The following is a 22,607-nucleotide window of genomic DNA, read 5'->3' as shown; positions in this document are numbered from 1 at the left end:
TCCCTCTCCCGTTAATAACGGGCGAGGGATTCAGAGGATGAGGCGTACTTAAGCGAGGGACGTTGTCGCATTCGCAGGTTGAATGAATCCCCTCGCGCGCTATCCTTAACTCGGCAACAATACAAATGTCTTTGGCGGCGCGCCGTGTCGGGCGCGCCGTCGATTTTGGCGACCCGCAAAGGACAGGATGACGATGGCTAAGAACAGTTTCGGTGCGCGCGCGGCGCTCTCGGTCGATGGCAAGAGCTACACGATTCACAAGCTCGAGGCGCTGGAGAAAAAAGGCTTCTCGCTCGCGCGTCTTCCGTTCTCGATCAAAGTGATGCTCGAAAACCTGCTGCGGCGCGAAGACGGCGTGATCGTCACCAGCGAGCAGGTCGAATCGATTGCCAAATACGACGGCAAGAATGCCGGCGGCGAAATGTCGTTCATGCCGGCGCGCGTTCTGCTCCAGGACTTCACCGGCGTTCCGGTGGTTGCCGACCTTGCGGTGATGCGCGATGCGATCAAGCGCCTCGGCGGCGATCCCGGCAAGATAAATCCGCTCCAGCCTGCCGATCTGGTCATCGATCATTCCGTACAGGTCGATTCATATGGCACGGCCGAATCCTTCGCCACCAACGCCGAGCTCGAGTTCGAGCGCAACAAGGAGCGCTACCTCTTCCTGCGCTGGGGGCAGGGCGCATTCAATAATTTTCGCGTCGTGCCGCCCGACACCGGAATCGTGCACCAGGTGAACCTCGAATATCTCGCGCCGGTCGTGTTCGCTTCGAAGGACGGCGAGGCCTACCCCGATACTCTTGTCGGCACCGACTCGCATACGACGATGATCAACGGACTCGGCGTCGTCGGATGGGGCGTCGGCGGAATCGAAGCCGAGGCTGCGATGCTCGGGCGCTCGATGCCGATGCTGGTGCCGGAGGTCGTCGGCTTCAAGTTGCAGGGCAAGCTCAAGCCGGGCGCAACGGCGACCGACCTCGTGCTGACCGTCACGCAGATGCTGCGTAAGCATGGCGTGGTCAACAAGTTCGTCGAGTTCTACGGTCCGGGTCTCGCCGATCTGCCGGTCGCGGATCGTGCAACGATCGGCAACATGTCGCCCGAGTACGGCGCGACGATCGGATTCTTCCCGGTTGACGATCAGACTCTTACGTATCTGCACCTGACCGGCCGCAATGAGCATCAGATCAAACTGATCGAGACGTACTGCAAGGAGCAGGGCCTGTTCCGCAACGCCAACTCGCCGGAGCCCGTGTTCTCTTCGACGCTGGAGCTCGATCTTGCCTCGGTCGAGCCGAGCGTTGCCGGGCCGCGCCGCCCGCAGGATCGCGTCACGCTCACGAACCTCAAGCGCGAGTTCCGCCGCGAGCTGGTCAAGGAAGTGGCGGGCAAGGACGGCGTCGATGCCAAGGTGATCGAGCGCTATATCGGTGAGGGCGGTAACACACAGTCAGCAGAGGATGGTCCGATTCCCGAATCGCAGCTCGGCCATATCGCGCGCAAGGTCGAGGTCCATGGCGACGGCGGACATCACTATGCGCTGACGCATGGCTCACTCGTGATCGCGGCGATCACGAGCTGCACCAACACGTCGAATCCGTCGGTGATGCTCGCGGCGGGAATCCTCGCGAAGAAGGCCGTTGCGCGCGGGCTGCGCGCAAAGCCGTGGGTGAAGACGAGCCTTGCGCCGGGATCGAAAGTCGTCACGCAATATCTGAAACGCGCCGGACTTATCGAGCCGCTCGAGCAGCTCAACTTTCACCTGGTCGGTTATGGATGCACGACGTGTATCGGCAACAGCGGCCCGGTGGATGAGGCGATCGCGGGTGCGATCAAGCAGGGCAATCTCGTCGCGTCGGCGATTCTGAGCGGCAATCGCAACTTCGAGGGCCGTATCAATCCCGTCGTGCGCTTCAATTATCTCGCGTCGCCGCCGCTCGTCGTCGCATACGCGCTCGCGGGCACGATGGATCTCGATCCCAATAAGCAGCCGCTCGGCGAGGGCAGCGACGGCAAGCCCGTTTACCTGCGCGATATCTGGCCGACGCAGGAAGAGGTCAGCGCCGCGGTCGCGAGCTCGGTCAACTCCGAGATGTTCAAGCTCGAATACGGACAGGTGTTCGAGGGCGATGAGCGCTGGAAGGGGCTCGACGTGCCGGCGGGCAACCTGTTCGCGTGGCAGAAGGATTCCGAGTACGTGAAGGCGCCACCGTTCCTCGATGGCGTCACGGCACAGGTCGGCAAGCTCGGCGATATCACAGGCGCGCGGGCGCTGGCGGTGCTCGGCGACAGCGTGACGACCGATCACATTTCGCCGGCTGGATCGATCGCGACCGACGGTCCCGCGGGCAAGTATCTGGTCGCGCATGGCGTGCGGCCCAAGGACTTCAACTCGTACGGCGCGCGCCGCGGTAATCATGAAGTCATGATGCGCGGGACGTTCGCGAATATCCGGCTCAAAAATCAGCTCGTGCCGGGGGTCGAAGGCGGCGTGACGGCGCATCAGCCCGACGGCAAACAGATGACGATCTTCGATGCGGCCGAGCAGTACCGCGGGGAAGGCGTACCGCTGATCGTGATCGCGGGCAAGGAGTACGGTTCGGGATCGTCGCGCGACTGGGCTGCCAAGGGCACGCAGCTTTTGGGCGTCAAGGCGGTGATCGCGGAGAGCTTCGAGCGAATCCATCGCAGCAATTTGATTGGGATGGGCGTGCTCGCGCTCGAATTCAAGAAAGGCGAGACGCGCGAGTCGCTTGGGCTCACCGGCCGCGAGACGTTTTCGATACTTGGGCTGAGCGACTCGATCAAGCCGCGCCAGACGCTCAAGGTGCGGGCCGAGCTCGAAGGCAAGGTGAAGGAGTTCGAGGCGGTCGCACGGATCGATACGCCCGAGGACGTCGAGTACATGCGCCACGGCGGCGTGCTGCCCTACGTGCTGCGCGAGCTGCTGCGGGCGTAGGTCCTGCTTAACTTGCGATCTGACGAAGCTCTAAAATCCCTCTCCCGTGAAGTAACGGGAGAGGTGGTTTCGGGCGACCCTCACCCGGCGCCGCGCTTTTCGCCGGTCGCTTCGCGACGCGCCGACCTCTCCCTGGTCAGGGAGAGGGTTTGTCGGAGATCGGCGTTCAGGCGTGACTAACTGTTAGCGCCCCTTAGAAGCCTTTCGGATGCGGGATCTTGCCGACTAATGGCAGCAGACGCTTTGCGAGGTCGAGCGTGGTGCGATCGTTCAGGTAGGGCCCTGCGATCTGGATGCCTATGGGGAGGCCGCTTTTCGTTAGGCCGACCGGAATTACCGTCGCGGGCAGGTAGCAGGCGCCTGCTGGCGCCATCCAGGTTGTGAGGCTCCAGTAGTTACGTTGCTCGCCGTCGATTGTGGCGACCCTGCTTGCCATCGGCTCGGAGTGATCGTGCGGTATCGCCGGGCAGGGCATCACCGGCATCAGCATGATGTCCCAGTCGGCGAAGAACTCTTCCCACCGCTTGCGCATCTGGAGGCGCCGCTCATTGTAGCTGAGCCATTGCCGATGGCGCATCGCGAGCAGCCGCCGCGTCTGCGCCGCCGGAGTATCGCCCACAGTGTTCGCGTAGTCGTCGAGTTTGTTAGGAGGCACTCCGCCCGCGAGCGCCGCCTGGAGCAGTGCGAAAAATGTATCGGCGACCTTATCGAGCGTGAAGGCCGGACGCGCGTTGCGATCGACCTTCGCGCCTGCGGCCTCGAGCTTGTGCGCGGCGTTCTCCAGCAGCTCGCGAACTTCGGGCTCGACGCGGCACGCCGGATCGTCGAGCCACGCCGCGATGCGATATTCGCTGAGCAAGCGATGGCGCGGCGGCGGCAGCTTGATGCTCCAGGCAGGATGCTCCCAGCGATTCGGAGTCGTCATGATGTCGAGGCCGAGCTGCAAGTCCTCGACGGTGCGCGCCATCGGTCCCGCGACCGCGAGATCGGCCATCGTCAACGTTCCCGGTGGTCCTGGAATCTGGCCGTGCGCGGGCACGATGCCGTAGCTGGGCTTGTGTCCGGTCACGCCGGACATATGCGAGGGCAGGCGGATCGAACCGCCGATATCGCTACCGAGCTCGAGCGGAGTGAAGCCGCATGCGAGCGCGGCCGCCGAGCCTCCCGACGAGCCGCCCGGAGTGCGCGTCACGTCGTACGGGTTGTTGGTCGTGCCGAATACTTCGTTGTAACTTTGCAAATCGCCGGCGTAGATCGGCAGGTTGGTCTTGCCGTAAATGATCGCGCCCGCTTCGCGCAGCCGCGCGACCGGCCACGCATCTTCGGTCGGGATGAAGCTCGACAGCTCCGGCGCGCCCGACGTCGTGCGCATCCCCTTGGTCTGGAACGAATCTTTGATCGTGATCGGCACGCCGTGCAGCGGGCCGCGATTTTCGCTGCGCGCCAGTGCAGCATCGGCTTCGTCGGCTTCGCGGCGGGCTCGCTCTGCGTCGATCGTCACTACAGAGTTGATCGGCTTGTCGAGCGACTCGACTCGGGCGAGAAAAAAGTCCAGCGCTTCGCGGCTTGAGATCTTGCGATCGCGGATCTGCTTGGCGATCGTGCGCGCGCTCAAAAAGGCAATGTCAGCCATTGCGGAGTCTCCTCGTTAGTTTCGAGGGCTTGGTTGGTTATGCGATTCGCGGCCGCGCGAGATCGACGCGGGCCGCGGTTCCGCTCTTGCGCGTAGCATAGCGCGACAAGAGCCGCACCACGCCCGGCGTGACTTCGCTTATCGCCTCGGGCCGAAATCCTACCGTCTCGGCTCCCTGCGCGGACATCATGCCGAGCATCGAAAGCCTGAGCACGGCGGCGACGGCCTGGCAGTAGCGGAAGCGCTCGAAGTCCATCGGCGCCATCGCATGATAGAGCGGCAGGTAGAGCGCGGAGAAGCTCATGCGCAGCGAATTGCCGATGACGTTATCGCGCATCCATCGCGGATGCTCCATCGCGGACGACGACAGGATGACGGCGGTCGTGGCCGCATCCAGATGCCGATCGCCGACGTCGCTCTTCACCCAATCGATAATGCCGGTGACCTTGAAGCCCGCGACGATCGCGTTCTGCGGATGGTAATCCATGTGCACGATCGATTTCTTCTCGTCGTGGAACTGCGGCGCGCGCGTGGTCAGCCGATGCAGCGCGTTGCGAAGACCGGGCAGCGGCCCTTGTTCGACGCGCTCGTCGATTATGCGGAGCAAGCGATCAAGCAGCGGCATGTCGCCGTCGCCGGGCCGAGCCGAGGTACGCGGAATATCGCGTAGTCCGGGCGCCATCGGATCGAGCCGATGAATTCGCGCCTGGGTCTGCACGAACGAAAAAAACGCCAGTGAGAAAGTCTTGAATGCCTGCGGGAAGCTGCGCGTGGAGAAGAGCGGACCGCCCTCCAGGCGTTGCATCACGAGGAACGGCGCGCCGATCGCCTCGGGATCCTCGACGAAGGCGTACGGACGCGGGACGGCGATTCCGGCAGCAGAAATCCTGTCCATCGTGAGGTACTCGCGCGCGCCTTTCTCAGCAGCGTCGGTGCTCTGGTAGAAGCGCAGCACGAGCGGCTGACCGACCGGCATGGCCGGAAAGCGCCCCGACGGCGAGCTCAGGACGAACTCGAAGACGGTGGTTTCCCATCCACTCGCGAGGACGGCGATGCGCGCAATTCGCGCGTCGAGAAATAAAGCCAATGGGGATTCGATTTGCTGACTGGTGAGCATCCGAGGTGGAACCGGTGTTGCGACGAAGGTTAATACAGCCGGCGCTCACGGGCAAACAAAACTGACACGCGTGTCACCAGACGAGCGCGGCAGATGTTCATAGCCGATGCGCGCCGAGGCTACTGATTGTGCAGGCGATTCATCAGGCGGTTGAACAATCGCGGCTGCCGGCCTTCGGGCTGCGCCGCGCTGCTCGGATTCGCATCGGGCATCGGCGGCATCGGCAAAGTCTCGTTGGGAGTGGTGCCCTGGTCGTTTTCGTAATGATGCTGCACGATCGACGACAGCATCGGCCCGCTCTTGTCACTGATGTCGATAGAAACCTCGACTGACAATCCCAGACGTAGCGGCTTGTCGGGCGGCGGCGGACTGTCGAGCACGATCTTGACCGGGATACGCTGCACGACTTTGACCCAGTTGCCGGTCGCATTCTCAGGCGGCAGCAGTGAGAACGCTGCGCCGGTGCCCATGCTGATCGAATCGACGTGACCCTCATAGATGTAGCCGGGGTAGATGTCGGCCTCGACCGTTGCCTTCTGGCCGACGCGCACATCGGTGAGCTGCGTCTCCTTGAAGTTGGCGGTGACGTAGAGCTTGTCCATCGGCACGACGGCGAGGAGCGGCTCTCCGACCTGCACGCGATTTCCAACGTGAGCGGTTTTGTGAGTCACAATGCCGCGGAACGGTGCGGTGATTTTCGTGTAAGTGAGATCGAGCTCGGCGGCTTCCAGAGCGGCCCGCGCCTGCGAGACGATCGGGCGATCATAGTGGCCGTCGTTGGCTACGTGGTCCTGATGGTCTGCCGCGCCATCGGGGGCTCTTCCGAGTGCGGCCTGCGCCTGGGTGAGCTGATGTTGCGCCAGTTGCTCATCAGCGACGGCAATCTTAAGTCCGGTGTTGGCTTGATCGTAAAATTCGCTTGAGACGACGCCCTGGTTCTTCAACTGTACGGCGCGGTCGTAATCGATCTTGGCCTGGCGCGCCTGCGACTGCGCGAGAGCGACCCCGGCCTCGGCCGCGTTAACCTGCGCATACATTTCGTCAATCGACTGGCGTGCGCGTGCAAGCTGGGCCTGCGCTTGCTGCACGCGAACCTCGAAGTCGCGCGAATCGAGGGTCAGGAGCAGCTCGCCCTGCTTAACGGTCCAGTTGTCTTCGACGTAAACGTTGGTGATCGTTCCCGCGACGCGCGATGAGACCAGGGCGACGGTGCCGTCAGCATACGCATCGTCGGTCGAGACGTGCGAGGAGAAGTAGCGATAGTAATGATAGCCGGGAACGGTCGCCGCGATCAGCGCCAACACCACAATCGCAAGCAGAGCCCGGCGAACGAGCCTGTTCATAGAGAATAGACGGACCCTACAATCCCGAAATTACCTCGTGACGACACCTTCACGCCTCGTCCGGCTAAGTATGACGAACCGGGCAAGCTGTCAATCAAAGGAGCGCGACTCGCACGAAAAGTCAATTGAACGGTTGGTTTGCGGCGCTGAACGAAAGGCGCACTTCGTTCAGTCTTTGACGACGACCTTTGCTGCCACGCCGCTATCAACGACGGCGCCGTTTACAGTTTCGATCACGAGCAAACCGCCCAGGTTGATCGACTGGAAAAACTGGCCCGTGACCGATCCATCGGGACTGTCAAACAGGTAAACCGCCGGCGCGAAGTCGGCGATCGTGAATGCGACCTGCGTGTCTTCGATCAGTCCCTGGTACGGCTCGCCAAATGGACCGGGCACATAGATCTGCACACTGGGATTGGCTGTGGCGGCGACCCCGAGCAGCTTACCGCCGATCTGCACCTGGGCGGTACCGAAGGGATCGGAAGTCGACGCGACGTCGCTAACCGATATTCCATTGAGGATCTCGACACTCATCAGCGAGTTGTCGCTGACGAGTTTGGTGACGATCATCCGAGCGGGCAGCGCGCTGTTGGCAATAGAGATACTGATCGGCGCCGTGCCTTGGACCGTCCACGACGAGCGCGAGTCGGAAATTAGCGCGGTAAACGGCATCCCGATATTGCCGAAGATCTTGTAAGCGGTCGAAGGCGTGGTGTCGGGTGTATTGCCGACCGAGCCGGCGAATCCGCCGAGCGAGTTGTTGCAGGACACCGTCGCGACCGCGAGTACGCCCGTGATGATCGCAAGGATGATTCGATTGCTGGATTTCATTGCGAGTTCCCCAAGTCCTGATTCGTGCTCGCACAGTTGCCTGGGCAGCTTCCATCGACTTTCAGACAAGTCGTCGGGCAGCCACTTGATGTCGGCGAGGCTAGCGGAATCGCGATGCTCGCCGAGGAAATTGGAGTTGGAACTGGAGTTCCTGACGCGGTCGGGGTTGGCTGGTAGCGAGTGATTGTATAGGAATCTCCGGGAGCGCAGATGGCGTACGACCAAGGCGTCGGACTCGCGGAAGGGACGGGCGCAATTGCGTTCCCGGTCATGAGCTGCACGCCGTTCTTGCTCAGCACCACGGATGTCAGATTGTTCGCACCCACAAGGTTGCCGGTCACGCTGCCATGGCCCGCACAACTAAGGGAGAAGTTCAAGGTGGCGCCGGCTGTTGCGCATGGGGTTGGAGGAGTAGCGATCTTTGATCCCACATCGATGGTATGGCCGGTGTATGGATCGGCTGCACCTTGGTATGTGTCTGTTGCCTCGGCAAAAAAGTCGAGCTCGTTATTCGACGGCACGCGCATCGTGTAACTCTGCTTCGTCGGTGTCGAACTGGTGAAGAGTATCGGATCTGACATCGCGACCAGGTTGGTGGTGCCGCTGGTCTCACCAAACACGATGACACTGACATCTTGTCCCGGGGCTGGAGCAGCGTCCAATGTCACGGTGCCGCTTATGAACACTGACGTAAGCGGAAAGTTACACGAGCCCTTGGTGCCGTTGACGATGCAGATGCCGGCGTCTTGCGTGGTGGATGCGTTTGAAGTGCCTTGCGCTAACAACGTGTCATAACCGGGGGCCGATACGCTAATAATGTACGGACCGATAGGAGGCGTGGGCGTGCCCTTCGGGAAAGGGAGGCTCGGAATTTCTGCGAACGACCCGGTTGGATTGTTGAGCGCGTTTAGCTCGGGATATTGACCCGTTACGTCGCTCATAGTCGAGATTGCGACGATGCATTCGCCGATTGTCGTGGGGCTAAAGCAACTCATGAGTGTGATCGTGTTCTGATTCGCCGGCGCAACCAGAAGCTCAACCGTGGCGCCTTCGATTCCAAGCCCTGTGCAGGCATCGACGACCTGCCCCGCGATCGCGCCGACGGTCTGATTAGCCTGCACGCTGAAGGTCTGTATTGAGGGTGTGTTGGGCATGAGCGGCGGAATCCGCAGGGCGGAGTAAGTAGAGTTGTTGCCCGCTACTACCAGGTCGTAAAGCGTGCCGGCCTCGCTGGCAGGCAATGTCAGCATGAAGGTGTTGTTCGGACCGATCGGGATACTGGTGACGAACGTATCCGTCCCGGCGACGAATGCGGTCAGCGTCTGAACTGTCCCGCCGGTTACAGTGGAATTACCCTTCACGGTAGCCAACACGGTTCCGACACCGGGGACGGGGCTGGTTACCTGGCTGGCGGTCAGATCGACCACGTAGGGGCCGCCTGTGCTGGTGGGGGCATCCGTGATGTCGAAGTTCAGATTGACAACAACAGTGGTAGGACTGGAGGTCTGAACCGGAGCATTTATCTGAATGACCAAAGCGGCGCTGTTAAGCTGGATCGGATACAGGATGCATCCTTCAAGGCTGGCGCCTGCGCATAGCGGCACGATCGCGCCCGGGGAGGGATCGAGCTGGATCTGCAGCGTCTGATAGTTCCCGGTCAGAATCTGCGTGGTGTTATACACGACTGGTAGTCCGGCGACGCTGTTCAGATCCATCTGGAACGCGCCCGGCGGGCTGCCCGCGGGAGCTTGGTCCGGAAGGGGAATGGTGCGCCAATTCGTCGCGCTCGTGCTCGCCATGGCGGTCGTGTTGACGAGTACGTTGGCCACATTCAGCAAAACGTTTTTCAAAGGGATCGTGCTGCCGCTGTCGTCGGTGACGGTCGCCGTGAACACGACCTGGATGTCACCGAACGAGGTCGTAGTGGCGGAGCTGCCGCTGCTCGAGTTTGAGCAGGCCGCAAAATAGACCAGCGCGAGTGCCACGTATGCGATGCGAACAATCGATTTCAAGAGCTTCACCACTTTGTTGCCAGGCTTGATCAGAAAGGCGGCAGCAGCGCGTTGTTGCAGACGCCGGGACACATCGCGGTACCTTGGCCGTTACTAAAGCACGAGGAGGGACAAGGTGATGCCACGGACGCTGGCGTGGGGAGCGCGCTCGGCGTGATCGAGGCTGTTGCTACCGAAATGGGGGCTGGAGTCGAACTCGGACCCGGAGCGGGAATGGTTGGTGTCGCCGTCGGCTCAACAGGAGTCGGAGTCGCAGTTGGCGTAGGGCTGGGAAGGTCAAAGCGCGTAATCACGTAGCTAACATCGCCGGCGTTCATTTCATTCAGTCCCGGAGCGCAGAACGAGAACGTGTTGGCTGCCGGGTTAGTGCCCGAAGCTGAGATCGGTCCTTGCACGCCGACCGGGAACAACGAGACGGGATTGCCAGTCGAGCTATCTATTTTGCTGAGCAGAGCCGTCGTGGCGGTGTTCGGGAGGATGAAACTTCCGCTGATGCTGCCGTGGCCGGTGCAATCCATCGTCTGGGGGAAAGTCACATCAGATACGGTAGCGCATGAAGAAGTCGGGCCGGGGACGCCTGATTTCACGAGGATCGTATGGCCACTGTAGGGATCGGTGACGCCCTGGTTCAGATCGACCGCGGTGGCGAACAGGTCGAAGGTTTGCGGCGACACGCCGCCAATCGTCGTCGGCACGTTCATCGTGAAGGGCAAGCTCATATTCGAGGTGCTGCTGAACACTATCGGTGTCTGTAACGCAGACACAAGGTTACTGGTCGCTGTTTGCTCGGCGAATACCTGTACCACCACGGATTCATCCGGAACCGGGAGGCTGGTGAGGCCGACCGTTCCGGTGATCTTGCCCGAGGTCAGCGCGATGTCGCATGGTCCGGTGCTGCTCCCAATCGTGCAGGTGCCGCCTGTTTTAATCGGCTGATTCGGGATCGGGATCGTCGGCGTCGCAGTGATGAAGGACGTATCGTATCCCGCGGCCGACACCTCGAGCGTATACGGTCCGGGTAACGGGATGCTGTTGAATACGCCGGGCGTCGGGAGCTGGCCTGGCAACGGGAATGATCCGGTGACGTCAGTGGAAGCAGTCGCGATGACCACGCATTGGCCGGGGGATGCAGCGCAATTTGTTGACTGTCCGGCTTGCGGCAGCAGGAGCTGAACCGTCGCGCCCTGGAGCGCAAGATTGGTACATGCGTCGATGATCTTTCCCGAAATCGTGCCGATCTGCTGCTTCGTCGATATCGTTGGGCTGTAGGTGACAGCTTGGGCTGGAATGATGGGGCCGAAGCGATCGGCGGCATAAGTCGAGGAGCCGCCCGCAACATACACATCGTAGTAGGAGCCGATCGTGGGAGCCGCCGGCAATTGCAACGTGTAGTTGCCCGCGGAATCGGGCAGCGCACTTGACACGATGTTATTGGTGCCTGCGACTTCGGCGGTGACGGTCAGATTGCGGACGCCGTTCGCATGGGCGGGGATTACAGCATGCTGTTGGACGCCGATCACGCCGCTGATCGTGGCCAGCTGCTGGGTAGTCGCCTGCGAGCCCTGGAAGCTAATGGTATATTTGTTCGCGTTGGTCCCGACGATGCCGACCGACGAAGTGGGTGCGCTGGCCACGGTCACGCCGAGGTTGATGATCAGCGTCGTCAGTTGATTGGCATTAACCGAGATTCCGGGAATCGAAAACGACTCGCCTAGGGTGCTCTGCAGTAAGATGGGATAGGGGGCGCATCCTTCGACGGTTGCACCCTGGCCCGGGCAAAGCGGCACAATCTTGCCGGGTTGATTGATATCGAGATCAACCTCGACCTGCTTGTAGGTATTGGGGTTGACCTGCACGGTATTGAACAACAGGGGAACGTTCTGAATGTTGTTCGCATCAACTTGCAGATCGACCTGGTTCTGCGGCGTGAGGCCCAATGGCACGGGTATAAGATTCCAATTTTGCGCACCCGGCGCTGCGCCGGCGACCGCGTTGACGCGCACTTGCTGGATGTTGAGGAAGACGTTTTTGAAGCGCTGCGTAGCCAGGCCCGAGCCGTTGGTGATCGTGGCGGTGAAGCCGACCTGGAGATAGCCCTTTGGCGTCGTCTGTGCCAGCGCAGACCCCCCAAAGCCGAATATTCCAGCCAGGACGGTGGTTAATATCAACAGGGTTGCGCTTTTGTGCACCGCCCCACCCGCAGCAACCAAAGGACTTTTGTTCACTCAGATTCCAAATGAAGAGATTTGGCTAAGCGTTTGGGATAACCTAACAGAACCGAGAAGGCAAGAAACCTTCCCGCATGTGTGACGTACAAACTTGACTGATTGCACTCGCTATCCGGAGAATCAAAGCTGCCAATGAAAGCGGCTCGCCACTTTAATCCCGGCCCTTCAGCTTTAGCGACCATCATCGCCGTGGTCTCGACTTTGATCTTGCTCGGAAGCGCGTCCGCACGCGCCGATCTCAAGGTCACGATCGGCAATCCCGGCCTCGAGCACTTCGATTCCGACGGCGGCGTCGAGCTCGATTTCGGCCTGACCGATCCCAACGGCAACCCGGTCGGGAATCTCAAGCCCGACAACGTCAAGGTCTACGAAGACGGCAAGCTCGCGAAGATCCTGGATTTTCGCGGCGTAGGGCAGGGGCGCCCGGTCGATATCGTGTTCGTGATGGACATCACCGAGTCGATGCAGCCCTATATCGACGCGGTCAAGCAGAACGTGATTGCGTTCGCGCAGGACCTGGCATCGAACAATCGCGACTACCGGCTCGGCCTCGTCACGTTCGAGGACTACGTAGTCTCGAAAGAGAAGGACTGCAACTGCCCGTATAGCTACACGATGACCTCGAACGTCAAGGAGTTCACGGACTGGGTCGGCGGGCTGCACGCCGGCGGCGGCGGCGATATTCCCGAAGACCAGCTCGACGCGCTCGCTTATGCCGCGACGTTTCCCTTCCGGCCCGAGGCCGAGGGCATCATAATTATCGTGACTGATGCGCCGCCGCATCACGCGGGTGACGGCTCGGCGTTCTCGCAACACGACCAGGCCTACTGGGACCATCATCCGGATAAGAACGCCGACGTGACGAACCTCACGGGCGACAAGGTTGCGGCACTGATGAAGAAGAACGGCCTGACGCTCTACGCCGTCGTGCCGCCGCCGTTTATCGCGCCCGAATATCAGCAGATCGTCGATGCGACCCACGGCCGCTCGTACAACATCATCACCGAGGAGGGACGCTTCCCCGAGCTCGTGCGCGAAATCGGCCATTCGATCGCGACCGAGTATTCGCTGACTTATCGCACTCCGCGTCCGATTGAGGACGGCACCAGTCGGAGCATCGAGCTCAAGATCGATTACGACGGCCAGAACGGCGACGCGGCGACATCGTATCAAGTGCGCGGCGTCGGCGGCGCGGCGATCAACGTCCCGGAAGACACGGGCAATAGCGGCGAGAATACGACCGGAACGGGACTGCGGCAGTTCTCGTTCAACTGGTGGAACGCCGCGGTTCCGATGATCGGGCTGTTCGGTTTGTTCGCGCTCTCGCGGATGCGCTTCGGCGTGTCGCAGGAAGAACTGAAAGCAATCGTACAGGCGCAGGGGAGTGCCCCCGCGCCGTCAACTGTGATGCAGCAAGCGGTGCGCACAGTTCAGCGCACAGTCTCGTCCGTACCGCAGCGCCCGAGCGCGCCGCAGACTCCGCCGGTCACCTCGCCGCGTGGACCCGGGATGACCCAGGGGGCTCGCCTCGTGACCGTCAATCCCGGAGGCCCGCTGCCTTCTGAATACGCCCTGATGAAAGACGAGGTCACGCTCGGGCGCGGCGAGGACAACGACGTAGTGATCCCGCACGCCAGCGTCTCGCGATCGCATGCGCGCCTGATGCGCCGCGATGGCGGCTTCGAGCTGATGGACCTCGGCTCAACCAACGGCAGCTACGTCGATGAGCGTCGTATCCAGGGTTCGGTGTTCGTCGGCGCGGGCGCGCAGGTGCGCCTCGGCGATATAAAGTTCGTGTTGCAGATTTAGCTCGCTTGCGAGGTCGCGATGCGCGTTTTCGTCACCGGCGCCACGGGATTCATCGGTTCTGCGATTGTTGAGGAGCTGGTCGCCGCGGGTCATCAGGTGATTGGGCTCGCGCGCTCGGATGCCTCCGCGAAGGCCCTGGAAGCAGCGGGCGTGCTCGTGCATCGCGGCGATATCGAAAATCTCGAAAGCCTGCGCAGCGGCGCCGCGGTGTCCGACGGCGTCATCCACACCGCCTTTAACCACGATTTCTCACAATACCAGGCCAACTGCGAGACCGATCGACACGCGATCGAGGCACTCGGCTCGGCGCTGGCCGGCTCGAATCGTCCACTGATAGTCAGCGGCGGCACCGCGATGCTCGCGCCTGGTGGCTCTGGCACCGAGGATGACGCGGTGGTTCCCAGCGCCGCCGGCGTTCCGCGGAGCGCGTCCGAAGAGGCGACGATGGCACTGGCGGCGCAAGGCCTTCCCGCTTCCATCGTGCGTCTGCCGCCCTCGGTCCATGACACGGTGAAGATGGGCCTGGTTACGCCGCTGATCGAAATCGCGCGCGAGAAACGTATCTCGGCGTACGTTGGCGATGGCACGAATCGCTGGCCCGCGGTGCATCGCCTGGACGCGGCCCAGGTCTTTACTTTGGCATTGCAGAAGAGCTCAGTCGGCGCCCGCTTTCACGCGGTCGCAGAAGAGGGCGTCGCGCTCAAAGACATCGCCGAGGTCATCGGGCGCCGCCTGAACATTCCCGTCGTCGCGCAATCGCCCGAAGAAGCCGCCGAACACTTCGGCTGGCTCGGGTTCTTCATGGGCATTGATTCGCCCGCCTCGAGCGCACAAACGCGGGAGCGCCTCGGATGGCGTCCCACTCATCCCGGACTGCTCGCCGATCTCGAGCACGCGCGTTCTTGAAATTTGAATGAAGGGCGCATCTGCGGCGCAACCACGCCGCAGATGCGTTTCGAATAGATTCTCAGTGCCCCGCGTTCTGGAGCTTCTCCGGCGTGAAAAACGCGTTATCGACCGTGCCCATGTCGATATACCAGCATTCGCGCTCCTCGGAGTTCGGCCCCGGCATATAGACGACGGAGCTGACCCCGGTCTGCAAATCCTGATCGACGAGGCCGAGCTGGAACATCCGCTTGTAGGGATAAATCGCGACCTTCGCGTCAGGCACCGGGCGATCGCGATAGGTCTGGAAGGTCGCGATCGTTTTCCAGAGCGCCCCGTTGCGATCGTATTGGTCCGAGGCGGTGATGAACCATCCTTCGGCATCGAGGTAGAGGGTGCGCTTTGGGATCGAGAGATCCGTCCCGGGCTTCGCGTCCGCCTCGACTACGTAGAGATGGCGCATCTCCCAGGCTTCGGGGCAAATCGTCTTGCCGCCATCGGTCGGACAGGGTTGCTCGGGCGAATGCTCGGCGTGCACGGACGCCAGCATGTTCTTGTCACCGAGGTACTTGTAGGTGAAGTCTTCGATCTTGGCCGAGAACCCAAAGTACGAATCTGGGTCGAGCGTGTTGACGTAGGCCGGAGCGCCGCCGCCTGCGCCCACTCCGCCCATACCGCCACCACCGCCGCCCCCGCCCGAGAAACCAGGCAGCGCCGCAATCGCGTCGGAAAGGATTTCCGGCGACTGACGGCGCAGTCGGCGGGTTTGCGGATTGAACACCCACACGTTGTCATCCTGCTTCGGATCGATGTGGCGGAAACGCAGCATCCCATAGCCGCGCAGCGAGGACGGCTCGAGGAAAGGATAAAAGCCAAACCGGTAACGGACACCGCTTGCTGCCCCGTCGGGATCGGTCGGAACGGGCGGCACCTCGATGCGGCCGATATTGTTATAGAACGCGAAGTGTCCGACCGTGTAGTAGCTGAGCGGCTCGCCGCTCGCGTCCGCTCCGTAGCTTGCGACCTCAGGAAAGCGCATATCAATATCGTCGCTGTACATCGGGCGGAAACTGAAGTTCCACATGATTTTCGTCGCGACGGTCGGATCGTTGGGATCAAGCAGCGGAAAGGGCTGGCCCGAGACGTAGTTTTTCAATGTTCCATCGGGCGCAAGCTGAACCTGCGGCGAGTACTTCTCGGTCGCGGCCGTGAACGGCGGCGGCCACTCGAGCTTGTCCGACGGCACGATTTTCATCGTCATGCCCTTCTGCACGAGCACGTAGTTGCCGGGGCTCAGAAGCCCCTGGACTTTCGCCGCGTTGTCCTTGGTGATGAAATCTCCCGGCTTAACCTGCGCTGCTGATACGCCCGCCAGAGCCAAAGCGGATGCCACCACAGCCAGCACAGCCGCGGACTTCTTGCCTAACTCCATTTTGCCTCCAATCCTCACGCGAGACCTCGCCCAATTGTCTATCGCGAACGTACAAAATCCGCGAACAATTAGCAAACCTCTTTGTGAACAGCGCCAGGTGCCGCCCTTGAAATCCTCAGTTGTCCGCATCATTCCCTGGCCATATTATCGAAGCAGAGGACGCAGTTTCTGATGAATATGAAGGCTGGGGCGCGGTACTACTCGGCGCTTATCATAGTCGCGGCGATCGCGGTCTCACCAGTGGCCTTTGCGCAGTTGTCGCGGATGGGTCCGCCGCTTCCCACGACAGTTGTGGTCACCAAACCGGCTCCGGGGCAGATATACGGAAATCAACAGGTCGTCACCTTCGGTGTGAAGAACAAGACCTACAAGTTTATCCTCAAGGACGCTTGGGTAGACGATCCGCAGCAGATCGTGCATTGGCCCGACGTGTGGCAGCAGGTCGAACAATACCGGCCGAATTTCCAGACCCAGGGCCTCGACGCCGACGTGTTCGAGAAACTCGAACCGGGCCAAACGCTGACCGTGCGCGGCATGTACGCGCCGCTAAACCAGACCTTCGAAGTAATGGGCACCGATCAGGGCGCCACCTTCCAATCCGCTCCGCACTACTAGGCGAGCGCGCAGGCCAGACAGAACGGGCTCGCGGAAAAGCATCGATTGCTCAAACTTCTCTTCCTGATTTGAGAAGGGTACCTGAAACTGCGCTCCTCATCGCCGCGCCGAGCTCGCGCTGACGATAGTCGAAGATCTCGCGCAGGCTGCGATCGACGAACAGAAGCCGCGCGATCTCGCCGAGCGGTCCGAACGGTATCGCGTACTCGACGCGATCCATCATCTCGGTTTGATCGCCGACCGCGCGGAAGTCGTGTGTATGCCGAAAGAAGGCGTAGGGGCCTTTTTCCTGGATATCGACAAACCTAAGCGGCGGCTCGACGAGCACGATCTTCGTCCGCCATTTGATCGGAACGGCGTAAAGCTGGAATCGATACTCGAGAACCGTGCCTTCGAGCGCTACCGGAGGGGGCTCACTTAAAAATTCGAAGTGCAGGAACGCGGGCATCAGGCGCTCGAGATTGCGCGGAACATTGAAAAAATCGAAAGTCATCCTGAGCGGATAGGGCACCAGCTGCGCGCGCTCGAAGAGGTGGATTTTCACGGCTTCGAGCCTAGCCGAGCCGCGCTCGCGACGCAGTCGGAGCGCACGTTGTAGGCTCGCCCGCCCTGATATACGCTTAGCTCTTCTACTATTCCGCCTCGAAAGTATTAGATGAAGAAACTCAAGGGATCCCAGATCGTGATCGAGAGCCTCCTCGCCGAGGGAGCCGATGTCGTCTTCGGCTACCCCGGAGGCGCGATCCTGCCAACCTACGACGCGCTCCTCGATTCTCCTATCAAGCACGTGCTCGTGCGCCATGAGCAAGGCGCCACGCACATGGCCGAGGGCTACGCGCGCGTGAGCGGCCGCCCGGGCGTATGCATCGTAACGTCGGGGCCGGGCGCGACCAATGCCGTCACGGGTATCGCCGACGCCTATATGGATTCCACGCCGATGGTCGTTCTGTCGGGGCAGGTCCCGACCTCGCTTATCGGCAACGACGCGTTTCAGGAAGCCGACTTCGTGGGAATCACGCGGCCGTGCACCAAGCACAATTTCCTGGTCAAGAACGTCAAGGACGTCGCCAAAACGATCAAAGAAGCCTTCTTCATCGCGGGTACTGGCCGGCCCGGACCGGTCGTCGTCGATCTGCCGCGCGACGTGCAGCAGGCCGAGCACATTTTCAAATATCCCGACAAAGTCGAGCTGCGCGGCTACAAGCCTACGTTCAAGGGCAATCCACGCCAAATCGAGCGCGCGATCGAAGCCATCGAAAAAAGCTCATGCCCGCTCTTCTATGTCGGCGGCGGTGTGCAATGGTCGGGCGCTGCGCCCGAGCTGCGCGAGTTGGTGCGTGGGCTGCATATTCCGGTCACCGAAACGCTGATGGGCCTCGGCTCGATGAATGCCTCCGATCCGCTGCGGCTCGGGATGCTCGGGATGCACGGCTCGTATGGCACCAACACGGCGGTCGTTAACACCGATTGCCTGATAGCCGTCGGCGCGCGCTTCGATGATCGCGTTACCGGACGGATCGCGGACTTCGCTCCCAAGGCCGAGACGATCATTCACATGGATATCGACCCCTCGTCGATCTCCAAGAATGTCAAAGTCGATATTCCGATCGTCGGTGACATCAAGTCGGTGCTCACTGACATGCTCGTGCAGATCAAAAGCCACGAGAGTATCGGCAAACGCCACGCCGACTGGGCCAAATGGCATCAGCAGATCATGCAGTGGCAGAAGGACCGCCCGCTCTACGAGCGCGACGCCAAGGAGCGCGAGAGCGTATCGCCGCTGAGCGTGATCGAGGAGATGCACAATCTCACCAAGGGCGACTGCATCGTCGCGACCGACGTGGGACAGCATCAGATGTGGGTGGCGCAGCTCTTTCCGTTTGAGAATCCGCGCTCGTGGCTGACCTCGGGCGGCCTCGGCACGATGGGCTACGGCCTGCCGGCCGGAATCGGCGCCAAGTTCGCCGCGCCCGACAAGCCGGTGATCGTGGTGTCGGGCGACGGCTCGATCCAGATGAATATCCAGGAGCTCGGCACGGCGGTTCAGTACGGCGTCGATATCAAGGTGATCATCCTGAACAATCATTTCCTCGGGATGGTCCGGCAGTGGCAGGAGAAGTTCTACCAGGAGCGTTACTCGTACTCCGCGATGTCAGTACCGAACTTCGTCAAGCTCGCAGAAGCATATGGCGCGCACGGCTTCCGTATCGAGAAGTCAAAAGACCTCGTTGCAACAATGAAAGAAGCCTTCGCAACGCCGGGACCGGTGCTGATCGACGTGGTGATCCCGAAAGAAGAAGCGGTGATGCCGATGATCCCGCCGGGCGGATCGATGTCCGAGATGCTCTTCGCGTAGGCAGAACAAGATCACCACCAAGACACGAAGGTCACAAAGAAGGACGGCGCTGACGCCGTCCTTTTGATTTTCCGTTTGAAGTTAGTAGGGTGGGCGTCCCTGCCCGCCATTAAGACGGCGCGCTTCGCGCCCTCGACTCTGCCTTGGCGCCCTTCGTGTCTTGGTGGTGATCTTTTTGATTGCTACTGTCCGACCACAATAACTGGAGGACATAATCGATGGCGGCGCGCGTTCCTTATCTTAACCGTGACGATCTGCCCGAGGCTGATCGGGAGATTTTCGACAACCTGACTCGCGAGCGTGGGAATGTTGGGAACATCTTTCGTGCGCTCGCCAATACTCCGAATCTGCTGCGGCGATTTTTGGCGCTGGGCGGCGAGTTGCGAAACGGCACCGCGCTCGATCCGAAGCTGCGCGAGCTTGCGCTGATGACGGTCGGCCGGCTCACGGAGGCCCAGTACGAATTCACGCATCATTGGAATCTGGCGCGCAGCGTCGGCGTCCCGCGCGCGCAGCTCGAGGCGCTCGCCGATTGGGAGCGCTCGCCGCATTTCAACGATCAGGAGCGTGCGATTATCCGCTATGCCGTCGAAGCGACCCAGAACGTCAAGGTCAGCGATTCGACCTGGAACGGGGCGCTCGGCTTTCTCGATCGGCGGCGGATGATGGAGCTGGTGCAAAATGTTGCGTTCTACAACATGGTCGTGCGCATCCTGGTGCCCGTCGGCGTGGAAGTAGAAGAGGGCGTCACCCGCCGCTGAGAAGAAAAAAAGATCGCCACCAAGGCACGAAGACAGAAGCACGAAGGCACAAGAATAATTGGCAAGGACGGCGCATCCGCGCCGTCCTTGCCTACCTTCGTGACTTCGTGTCTTTAACTAAGTGTCTTTGTGGTGATCTTTTTCTTCTCTCCCTTCGCGAGGCCGCCATAAGCGCCACCGACTTTCTGCATTAGAATCATTGACAGTTCTTTCAATCGGTGCGAGTAACTGGCGCAAGACCTGCGCCTTCGGGCTGGAGGATGGGATCATGGCGGATTTCGACCTCGTTATTCGCGACGGAATGATTATCGATGGCACCCGGATGCCGCGTTTTCGCGGCGATATCGGGGTTAGGAACGGCCGTATCGCGAAGATTGGCCGCCTGCGCTCCAGCGATGGCGCCAAGGTTATCGACGCGAGCGGCATGATCGTCGCTCCCGGCGTCGTCGACCTGCATACGCATTACGATGCTCAGCTCTTCTGGGATCCAAGCTGCTCGATTTCGAGCTGGCACGGTGTGACCTCGATCGTGATCGGTAACTGCGGCTTCGGCTTCGCCCCGGTGCATCCGGAGGGACGCGAGCGCGCGATGCTCACGATGACGCGCGTCGAAGCGATCCCGTATGCCTCGATGAAAGCCGGGATGCCGTGGGACTGGACCACGTTCCCCGAGTTCCTCGACAGTATCGACCGTCATCCGAAGACGCTTAACATCCTGCCGTATGTGCCGGTCTCTCCGCTGCTCACTTATGTGATGGGGCTTGATAACGCCAAGTCACGTCCGCCGACAGAGGCCGAGGAGCGCGAGATCTGCCGTCTACTCGACGAGGCGATGGATGCCGGTGCCTGCGGATGGTCGGCGCAGCGGCTCGATCCCAACGGGCCCGCATGCGTGCAGCGCGATTTCGACGGCACGCCGATGGTCTCCGACCTGATGGCTGATGAAACCTGCCTCGCGCTCGCGCGCGTGCTCGCGCGGCGCAACGAGGGCTTCGTGCAGATGACGCTGGTCTCGACCGACCCGATGCATGACATGAACCATTTCGAGCAGCTCGCGCAGATAAGCGGGCGGCCCGTGCTCTACAATGTCGTGCAGCCGCGCGACTCGCGGCCCATGGTTCATCGCCAGACGATCGAGTGGCTCGAGAGTTGCCGTCAGCGCGGAATCCCCGTTTACGGTCAGGCCGTCACGGTGGATACCGGCATGGCGTTCACGTTTATCGACTGGAACCTGTTCGATGAATGCCAGGCGTGGTGTGATGCCACGACCGGAACGCGCGAGGAACGCGCGCAGAAGCTCAGTGATCCCTCGCGCCGCGAAGCGCTGCGCAGCAAGATGCCTTTCGTGATCACCGATCAGTTCGATCAAATCTTTGTGAGCCAGGTGGAGCGCGCTGAGCTGAAGGACAAAGAAGGTCTTACGCTGCGCGAACTGTCGGAGCGCACGGGGAAGCATCCCGTGGACGCGATGCTCGATCTCGCCGTCGCCGACGATCTCAACGCGGAATTTTACGCACCCGGACCGAATCAGAACATGGACTTCATGAAGGAGATGCTCGAATACCCGTACCTGATTCCGGGTGTTTCCGACGGCGGCGCGCATACCAAGTTTTTCACCGGCGGCCAGTACCCCACCGAGTTCCTGGCCAATCTCGTGCGCGAGCGCGGGATGCTGCCACTCGAGGATGCGCACTGGCGGTTGAGCGCCCTGCCTGCCATGTGCGCGGGATTCCGCGATCGCGGCACGCTGCGCGAAGGCGCGCCGGCCGACGTGATCGTGTACGACCTCGACAAGCTCGCAGTCGGCCCGATGGAGAAGGTATACGATCTGCCGGGCGGCGAGTGGCGGCGAATCCGCAGGGCGAAGGGCTACCAGGCAATCGTCGTCAATGGCGAAGTCACAATGAGCGACGGCCTCGCCACGGGCGCAACCTCGGGCCGCCTGCTACGCCACGGCCACGGCGGTTAAGCTACGAAGTCTTTCCGAGGAAGATGTAGTGGGGCGGGCGTCCTTGCCCGCCGTTAAGATGCGCGGGTCTTCCCGCGCGTCTATTCTGCAGGCAACAATCGGTGGCGCGAGCCATCCGGCTCGCGCGTGTCAATGGCGGGCAGAGACGCCCACCCCACTGCATTTTCAAGCTATATTTCCATCGTGAAGTCGCCTGCGGAGCATTTCGAAAACGGGGTGGAACTCTTCAACGCCGGCCGCTTCTTTGAATGCCATGAGGCCTGGGAAGAAGTCTGGAAGCGCTCGCAGGGCGACGAGAAGCTCTTCTACCAGGGTCTGATTCAGGCCGCAGTCGCGATCCTGCACGCCGAACGAGGCAATCGTGAAGGCGCACGATCGCTATGTAGCCGCGCGATGGCCAAGCTCGATCAGCTTCCGGCCGAACATATGGGACTTGCGATCGCGGAACTGCGCGAAGCGGTCTGCGATTTCATTGCGATGGCAACTGCTCCGAATTTGGCGGAATTGCCGCCCCGGCCTCGACTCAGGCGAATTGCAGACCGTTAGCCATCGTCGATTTCCAGTCTCTACGGGCCGCTTAGGTCGTCCTCATATAGAAAGGTAATTTTCTTTAATGACTCATTCTGATTTATTAGAATGGTTCAAGATGTCCGCCGG

16 protein-coding genes are annotated in these 22,607 nt (G+C 61.2%); 8 read left to right on the top strand and 8 right to left on the bottom strand.

What is annotated here, in order from left to right:
• Nucleotides 1-193: 193 nt before the first annotated feature.
• Nucleotides 194-2,959 (top strand): aconitate hydratase AcnA, encoded by a 2,766-nt coding sequence (acnA, locus tag VMA09_16335; GenBank protein HUA35179.1) that lies wholly within the window; start codon nucleotides 194-196, stop codon nucleotides 2,957-2,959.
• Between the two features lie 193 nt (nucleotides 2,960-3,152).
• On the opposite strand, the gene VMA09_16330 is transcribed toward acnA, so the two are convergent.
• The 6 genes from VMA09_16330 to VMA09_16305 all read right to left on the bottom strand — a co-directional run bounded on the left by VMA09_16330 (nucleotide 3,153) and on the right by VMA09_16305 (nucleotide 12,120).
• Nucleotides 3,153-4,592 carry an amidase gene (locus VMA09_16330; GenBank protein HUA35178.1) on the bottom strand — a complete coding sequence of 480 codons (1,440 nt, stop codon included), beginning with the start codon at nucleotides 4,590-4,592 and terminating at the stop codon, nucleotides 3,153-3,155.
• Nucleotides 4,593-4,629: 37 nt separating this feature from the next.
• Complete coding sequence (locus VMA09_16325) at nucleotides 4,630-5,709, bottom strand: phosphotransferase (GenBank protein HUA35177.1); 1,080 nt, start codon at nucleotides 5,707-5,709, stop codon at nucleotides 4,630-4,632.
• Nucleotides 5,710-5,828: 119 nt separating this feature from the next.
• A complete protein-coding gene (locus VMA09_16320; protein ID HUA35176.1) occupies nucleotides 5,829-7,052 on the bottom strand; it encodes an HlyD family secretion protein in 1,224 nt (407 codons plus the stop codon).
• 168 nt (nucleotides 7,053-7,220) lie between these two features.
• Complete coding sequence (locus tag VMA09_16315) at nucleotides 7,221-7,883, bottom strand: hypothetical protein (GenBank protein HUA35175.1); 663 nt, start codon at nucleotides 7,881-7,883, stop codon at nucleotides 7,221-7,223.
• The gene (locus tag VMA09_16310) at nucleotides 7,880-9,895 is read right to left on the bottom strand and encodes a hypothetical protein (GenBank protein ID HUA35174.1); all 2,016 of its coding nucleotides are present in this window, start codon (nucleotides 9,893-9,895) and stop codon (nucleotides 7,880-7,882) included. The genes VMA09_16315 and VMA09_16310 overlap by 4 nt, the downstream gene beginning before the upstream one ends.
• Nucleotides 9,896-9,924: 29 nt before the next feature.
• Entirely contained in the window at nucleotides 9,925-12,120 is a 2,196-nt protein-coding gene (locus tag VMA09_16305; protein HUA35173.1) for a hypothetical protein, read from the bottom strand.
• 135 nt (nucleotides 12,121-12,255) lie between these two features.
• On the opposite strand from VMA09_16305, the gene VMA09_16300 reads away from it, so the two are divergent.
• Both VMA09_16300 and VMA09_16295 read left to right on the top strand, forming a co-directional pair.
• Nucleotides 12,256-13,932 (top strand): FHA domain-containing protein, encoded by a 1,677-nt coding sequence (locus VMA09_16300; GenBank protein ID HUA35172.1) that lies wholly within the window; start codon nucleotides 12,256-12,258, stop codon nucleotides 13,930-13,932.
• A gap of 18 nt (nucleotides 13,933-13,950) precedes the next feature.
• Complete coding sequence (locus VMA09_16295; protein HUA35171.1) at nucleotides 13,951-14,838, top strand: SDR family oxidoreductase; 888 nt, start codon at nucleotides 13,951-13,953, stop codon at nucleotides 14,836-14,838.
• A gap of 61 nt (nucleotides 14,839-14,899) precedes the next feature.
• Here the strand turns inward: VMA09_16295 and VMA09_16290 are convergent, their stop codons facing one another.
• The gene (locus VMA09_16290; protein HUA35170.1) at nucleotides 14,900-16,249 is read right to left on the bottom strand and encodes a DUF1329 domain-containing protein; all 1,350 of its coding nucleotides are present in this window, start codon (nucleotides 16,247-16,249) and stop codon (nucleotides 14,900-14,902) included.
• Nucleotides 16,250-16,420: 171 nt separating this feature from the next.
• Here VMA09_16290 and VMA09_16285 point away from each other — a divergent pair, with 171 nt between their 5' ends.
• Complete coding sequence (locus VMA09_16285; protein HUA35169.1) at nucleotides 16,421-16,864, top strand: hypothetical protein; 444 nt, start codon at nucleotides 16,421-16,423, stop codon at nucleotides 16,862-16,864.
• Between the two features lie 49 nt (nucleotides 16,865-16,913).
• Here the strand turns inward: VMA09_16285 and VMA09_16280 are convergent, their stop codons facing one another.
• A complete protein-coding gene (locus VMA09_16280; GenBank protein ID HUA35168.1) occupies nucleotides 16,914-17,408 on the bottom strand; it encodes an SRPBCC family protein in 495 nt (164 codons plus the stop codon).
• Between the two features lie 111 nt (nucleotides 17,409-17,519).
• Here VMA09_16280 and ilvB point away from each other — a divergent pair, with 111 nt between their 5' ends.
• The 4 genes from ilvB to VMA09_16260 all read left to right on the top strand — a co-directional run bounded on the left by ilvB (nucleotide 17,520) and on the right by VMA09_16260 (nucleotide 22,496).
• Nucleotides 17,520-19,220, top strand: a complete 1,701-nt coding sequence (gene ilvB / locus VMA09_16275) for a biosynthetic-type acetolactate synthase large subunit (protein HUA35167.1) — start codon at nucleotides 17,520-17,522, stop codon at nucleotides 19,218-19,220.
• Nucleotides 19,221-19,438: 218 nt separating this feature from the next.
• The gene (locus tag VMA09_16270) at nucleotides 19,439-19,981 is read left to right on the top strand and encodes a carboxymuconolactone decarboxylase family protein (GenBank protein HUA35166.1); all 543 of its coding nucleotides are present in this window, start codon (nucleotides 19,439-19,441) and stop codon (nucleotides 19,979-19,981) included.
• Between the two features lie 268 nt (nucleotides 19,982-20,249).
• Nucleotides 20,250-21,950 (top strand): amidohydrolase family protein, encoded by a 1,701-nt coding sequence (locus VMA09_16265; protein ID HUA35165.1) that lies wholly within the window; start codon nucleotides 20,250-20,252, stop codon nucleotides 21,948-21,950.
• 183 nt (nucleotides 21,951-22,133) lie between these two features.
• A complete protein-coding gene (locus tag VMA09_16260) occupies nucleotides 22,134-22,496 on the top strand; it encodes a DUF309 domain-containing protein (GenBank protein HUA35164.1) in 363 nt (120 codons plus the stop codon).
• Nucleotides 22,497-22,607 lie beyond the last annotated feature (111 nt).

The organism is Candidatus Binataceae bacterium (assembly GCA_035508495.1).
Taxonomy (GTDB): Bacteria; Desulfobacterota; Binatia; order Binatales; family Binataceae; genus JASHPB01.
This window is presented reverse-complemented; position numbering and strand designations above follow the sequence as displayed.

Bases quoted from the DNA above. Each gene is read 5' to 3' on its own strand.
- acnA (HUA35179.1), top strand. From the start codon at position 194: ATGGCTAAGAACAGTTTCGGTGCGCGCGCGGCGCTCTCGGTCGATGGC.
- VMA09_16330 (HUA35178.1), bottom strand. From the start codon at position 4,592: ATGGCTGACATTGCCTTTTTGAGCGCGCGCACGATCGCCAAGCAGATC.
- VMA09_16325 (HUA35177.1), bottom strand. From the start codon at position 5,709: ATGCTCACCAGTCAGCAAATCGAATCCCCATTGGCTTTATTTCTCGAC.
- VMA09_16320 (HUA35176.1), bottom strand. From the start codon at position 7,052: ATGAACAGGCTCGTTCGCCGGGCTCTGCTTGCGATTGTGGTGTTGGCG.
- VMA09_16315 (HUA35175.1), bottom strand. From the start codon at position 7,883: ATGAAATCCAGCAATCGAATCATCCTTGCGATCATCACGGGCGTACTC.
- VMA09_16300 (HUA35172.1), top strand. From the start codon at position 12,256: ATGAAAGCGGCTCGCCACTTTAATCCCGGCCCTTCAGCTTTAGCGACC.
- VMA09_16295 (HUA35171.1), top strand. From the start codon at position 13,951: ATGCGCGTTTTCGTCACCGGCGCCACGGGATTCATCGGTTCTGCGATT.
- VMA09_16290 (HUA35170.1), bottom strand. From the start codon at position 16,249: ATGGAGTTAGGCAAGAAGTCCGCGGCTGTGCTGGCTGTGGTGGCATCC.
- VMA09_16285 (HUA35169.1), top strand. From the start codon at position 16,421: ATGAATATGAAGGCTGGGGCGCGGTACTACTCGGCGCTTATCATAGTC.
- ilvB (HUA35167.1), top strand. From the start codon at position 17,520: ATGAAGAAACTCAAGGGATCCCAGATCGTGATCGAGAGCCTCCTCGCC.
- VMA09_16270 (HUA35166.1), top strand. From the start codon at position 19,439: ATGGCGGCGCGCGTTCCTTATCTTAACCGTGACGATCTGCCCGAGGCT.
- VMA09_16265 (HUA35165.1), top strand. From the start codon at position 20,250: ATGGCGGATTTCGACCTCGTTATTCGCGACGGAATGATTATCGATGGC.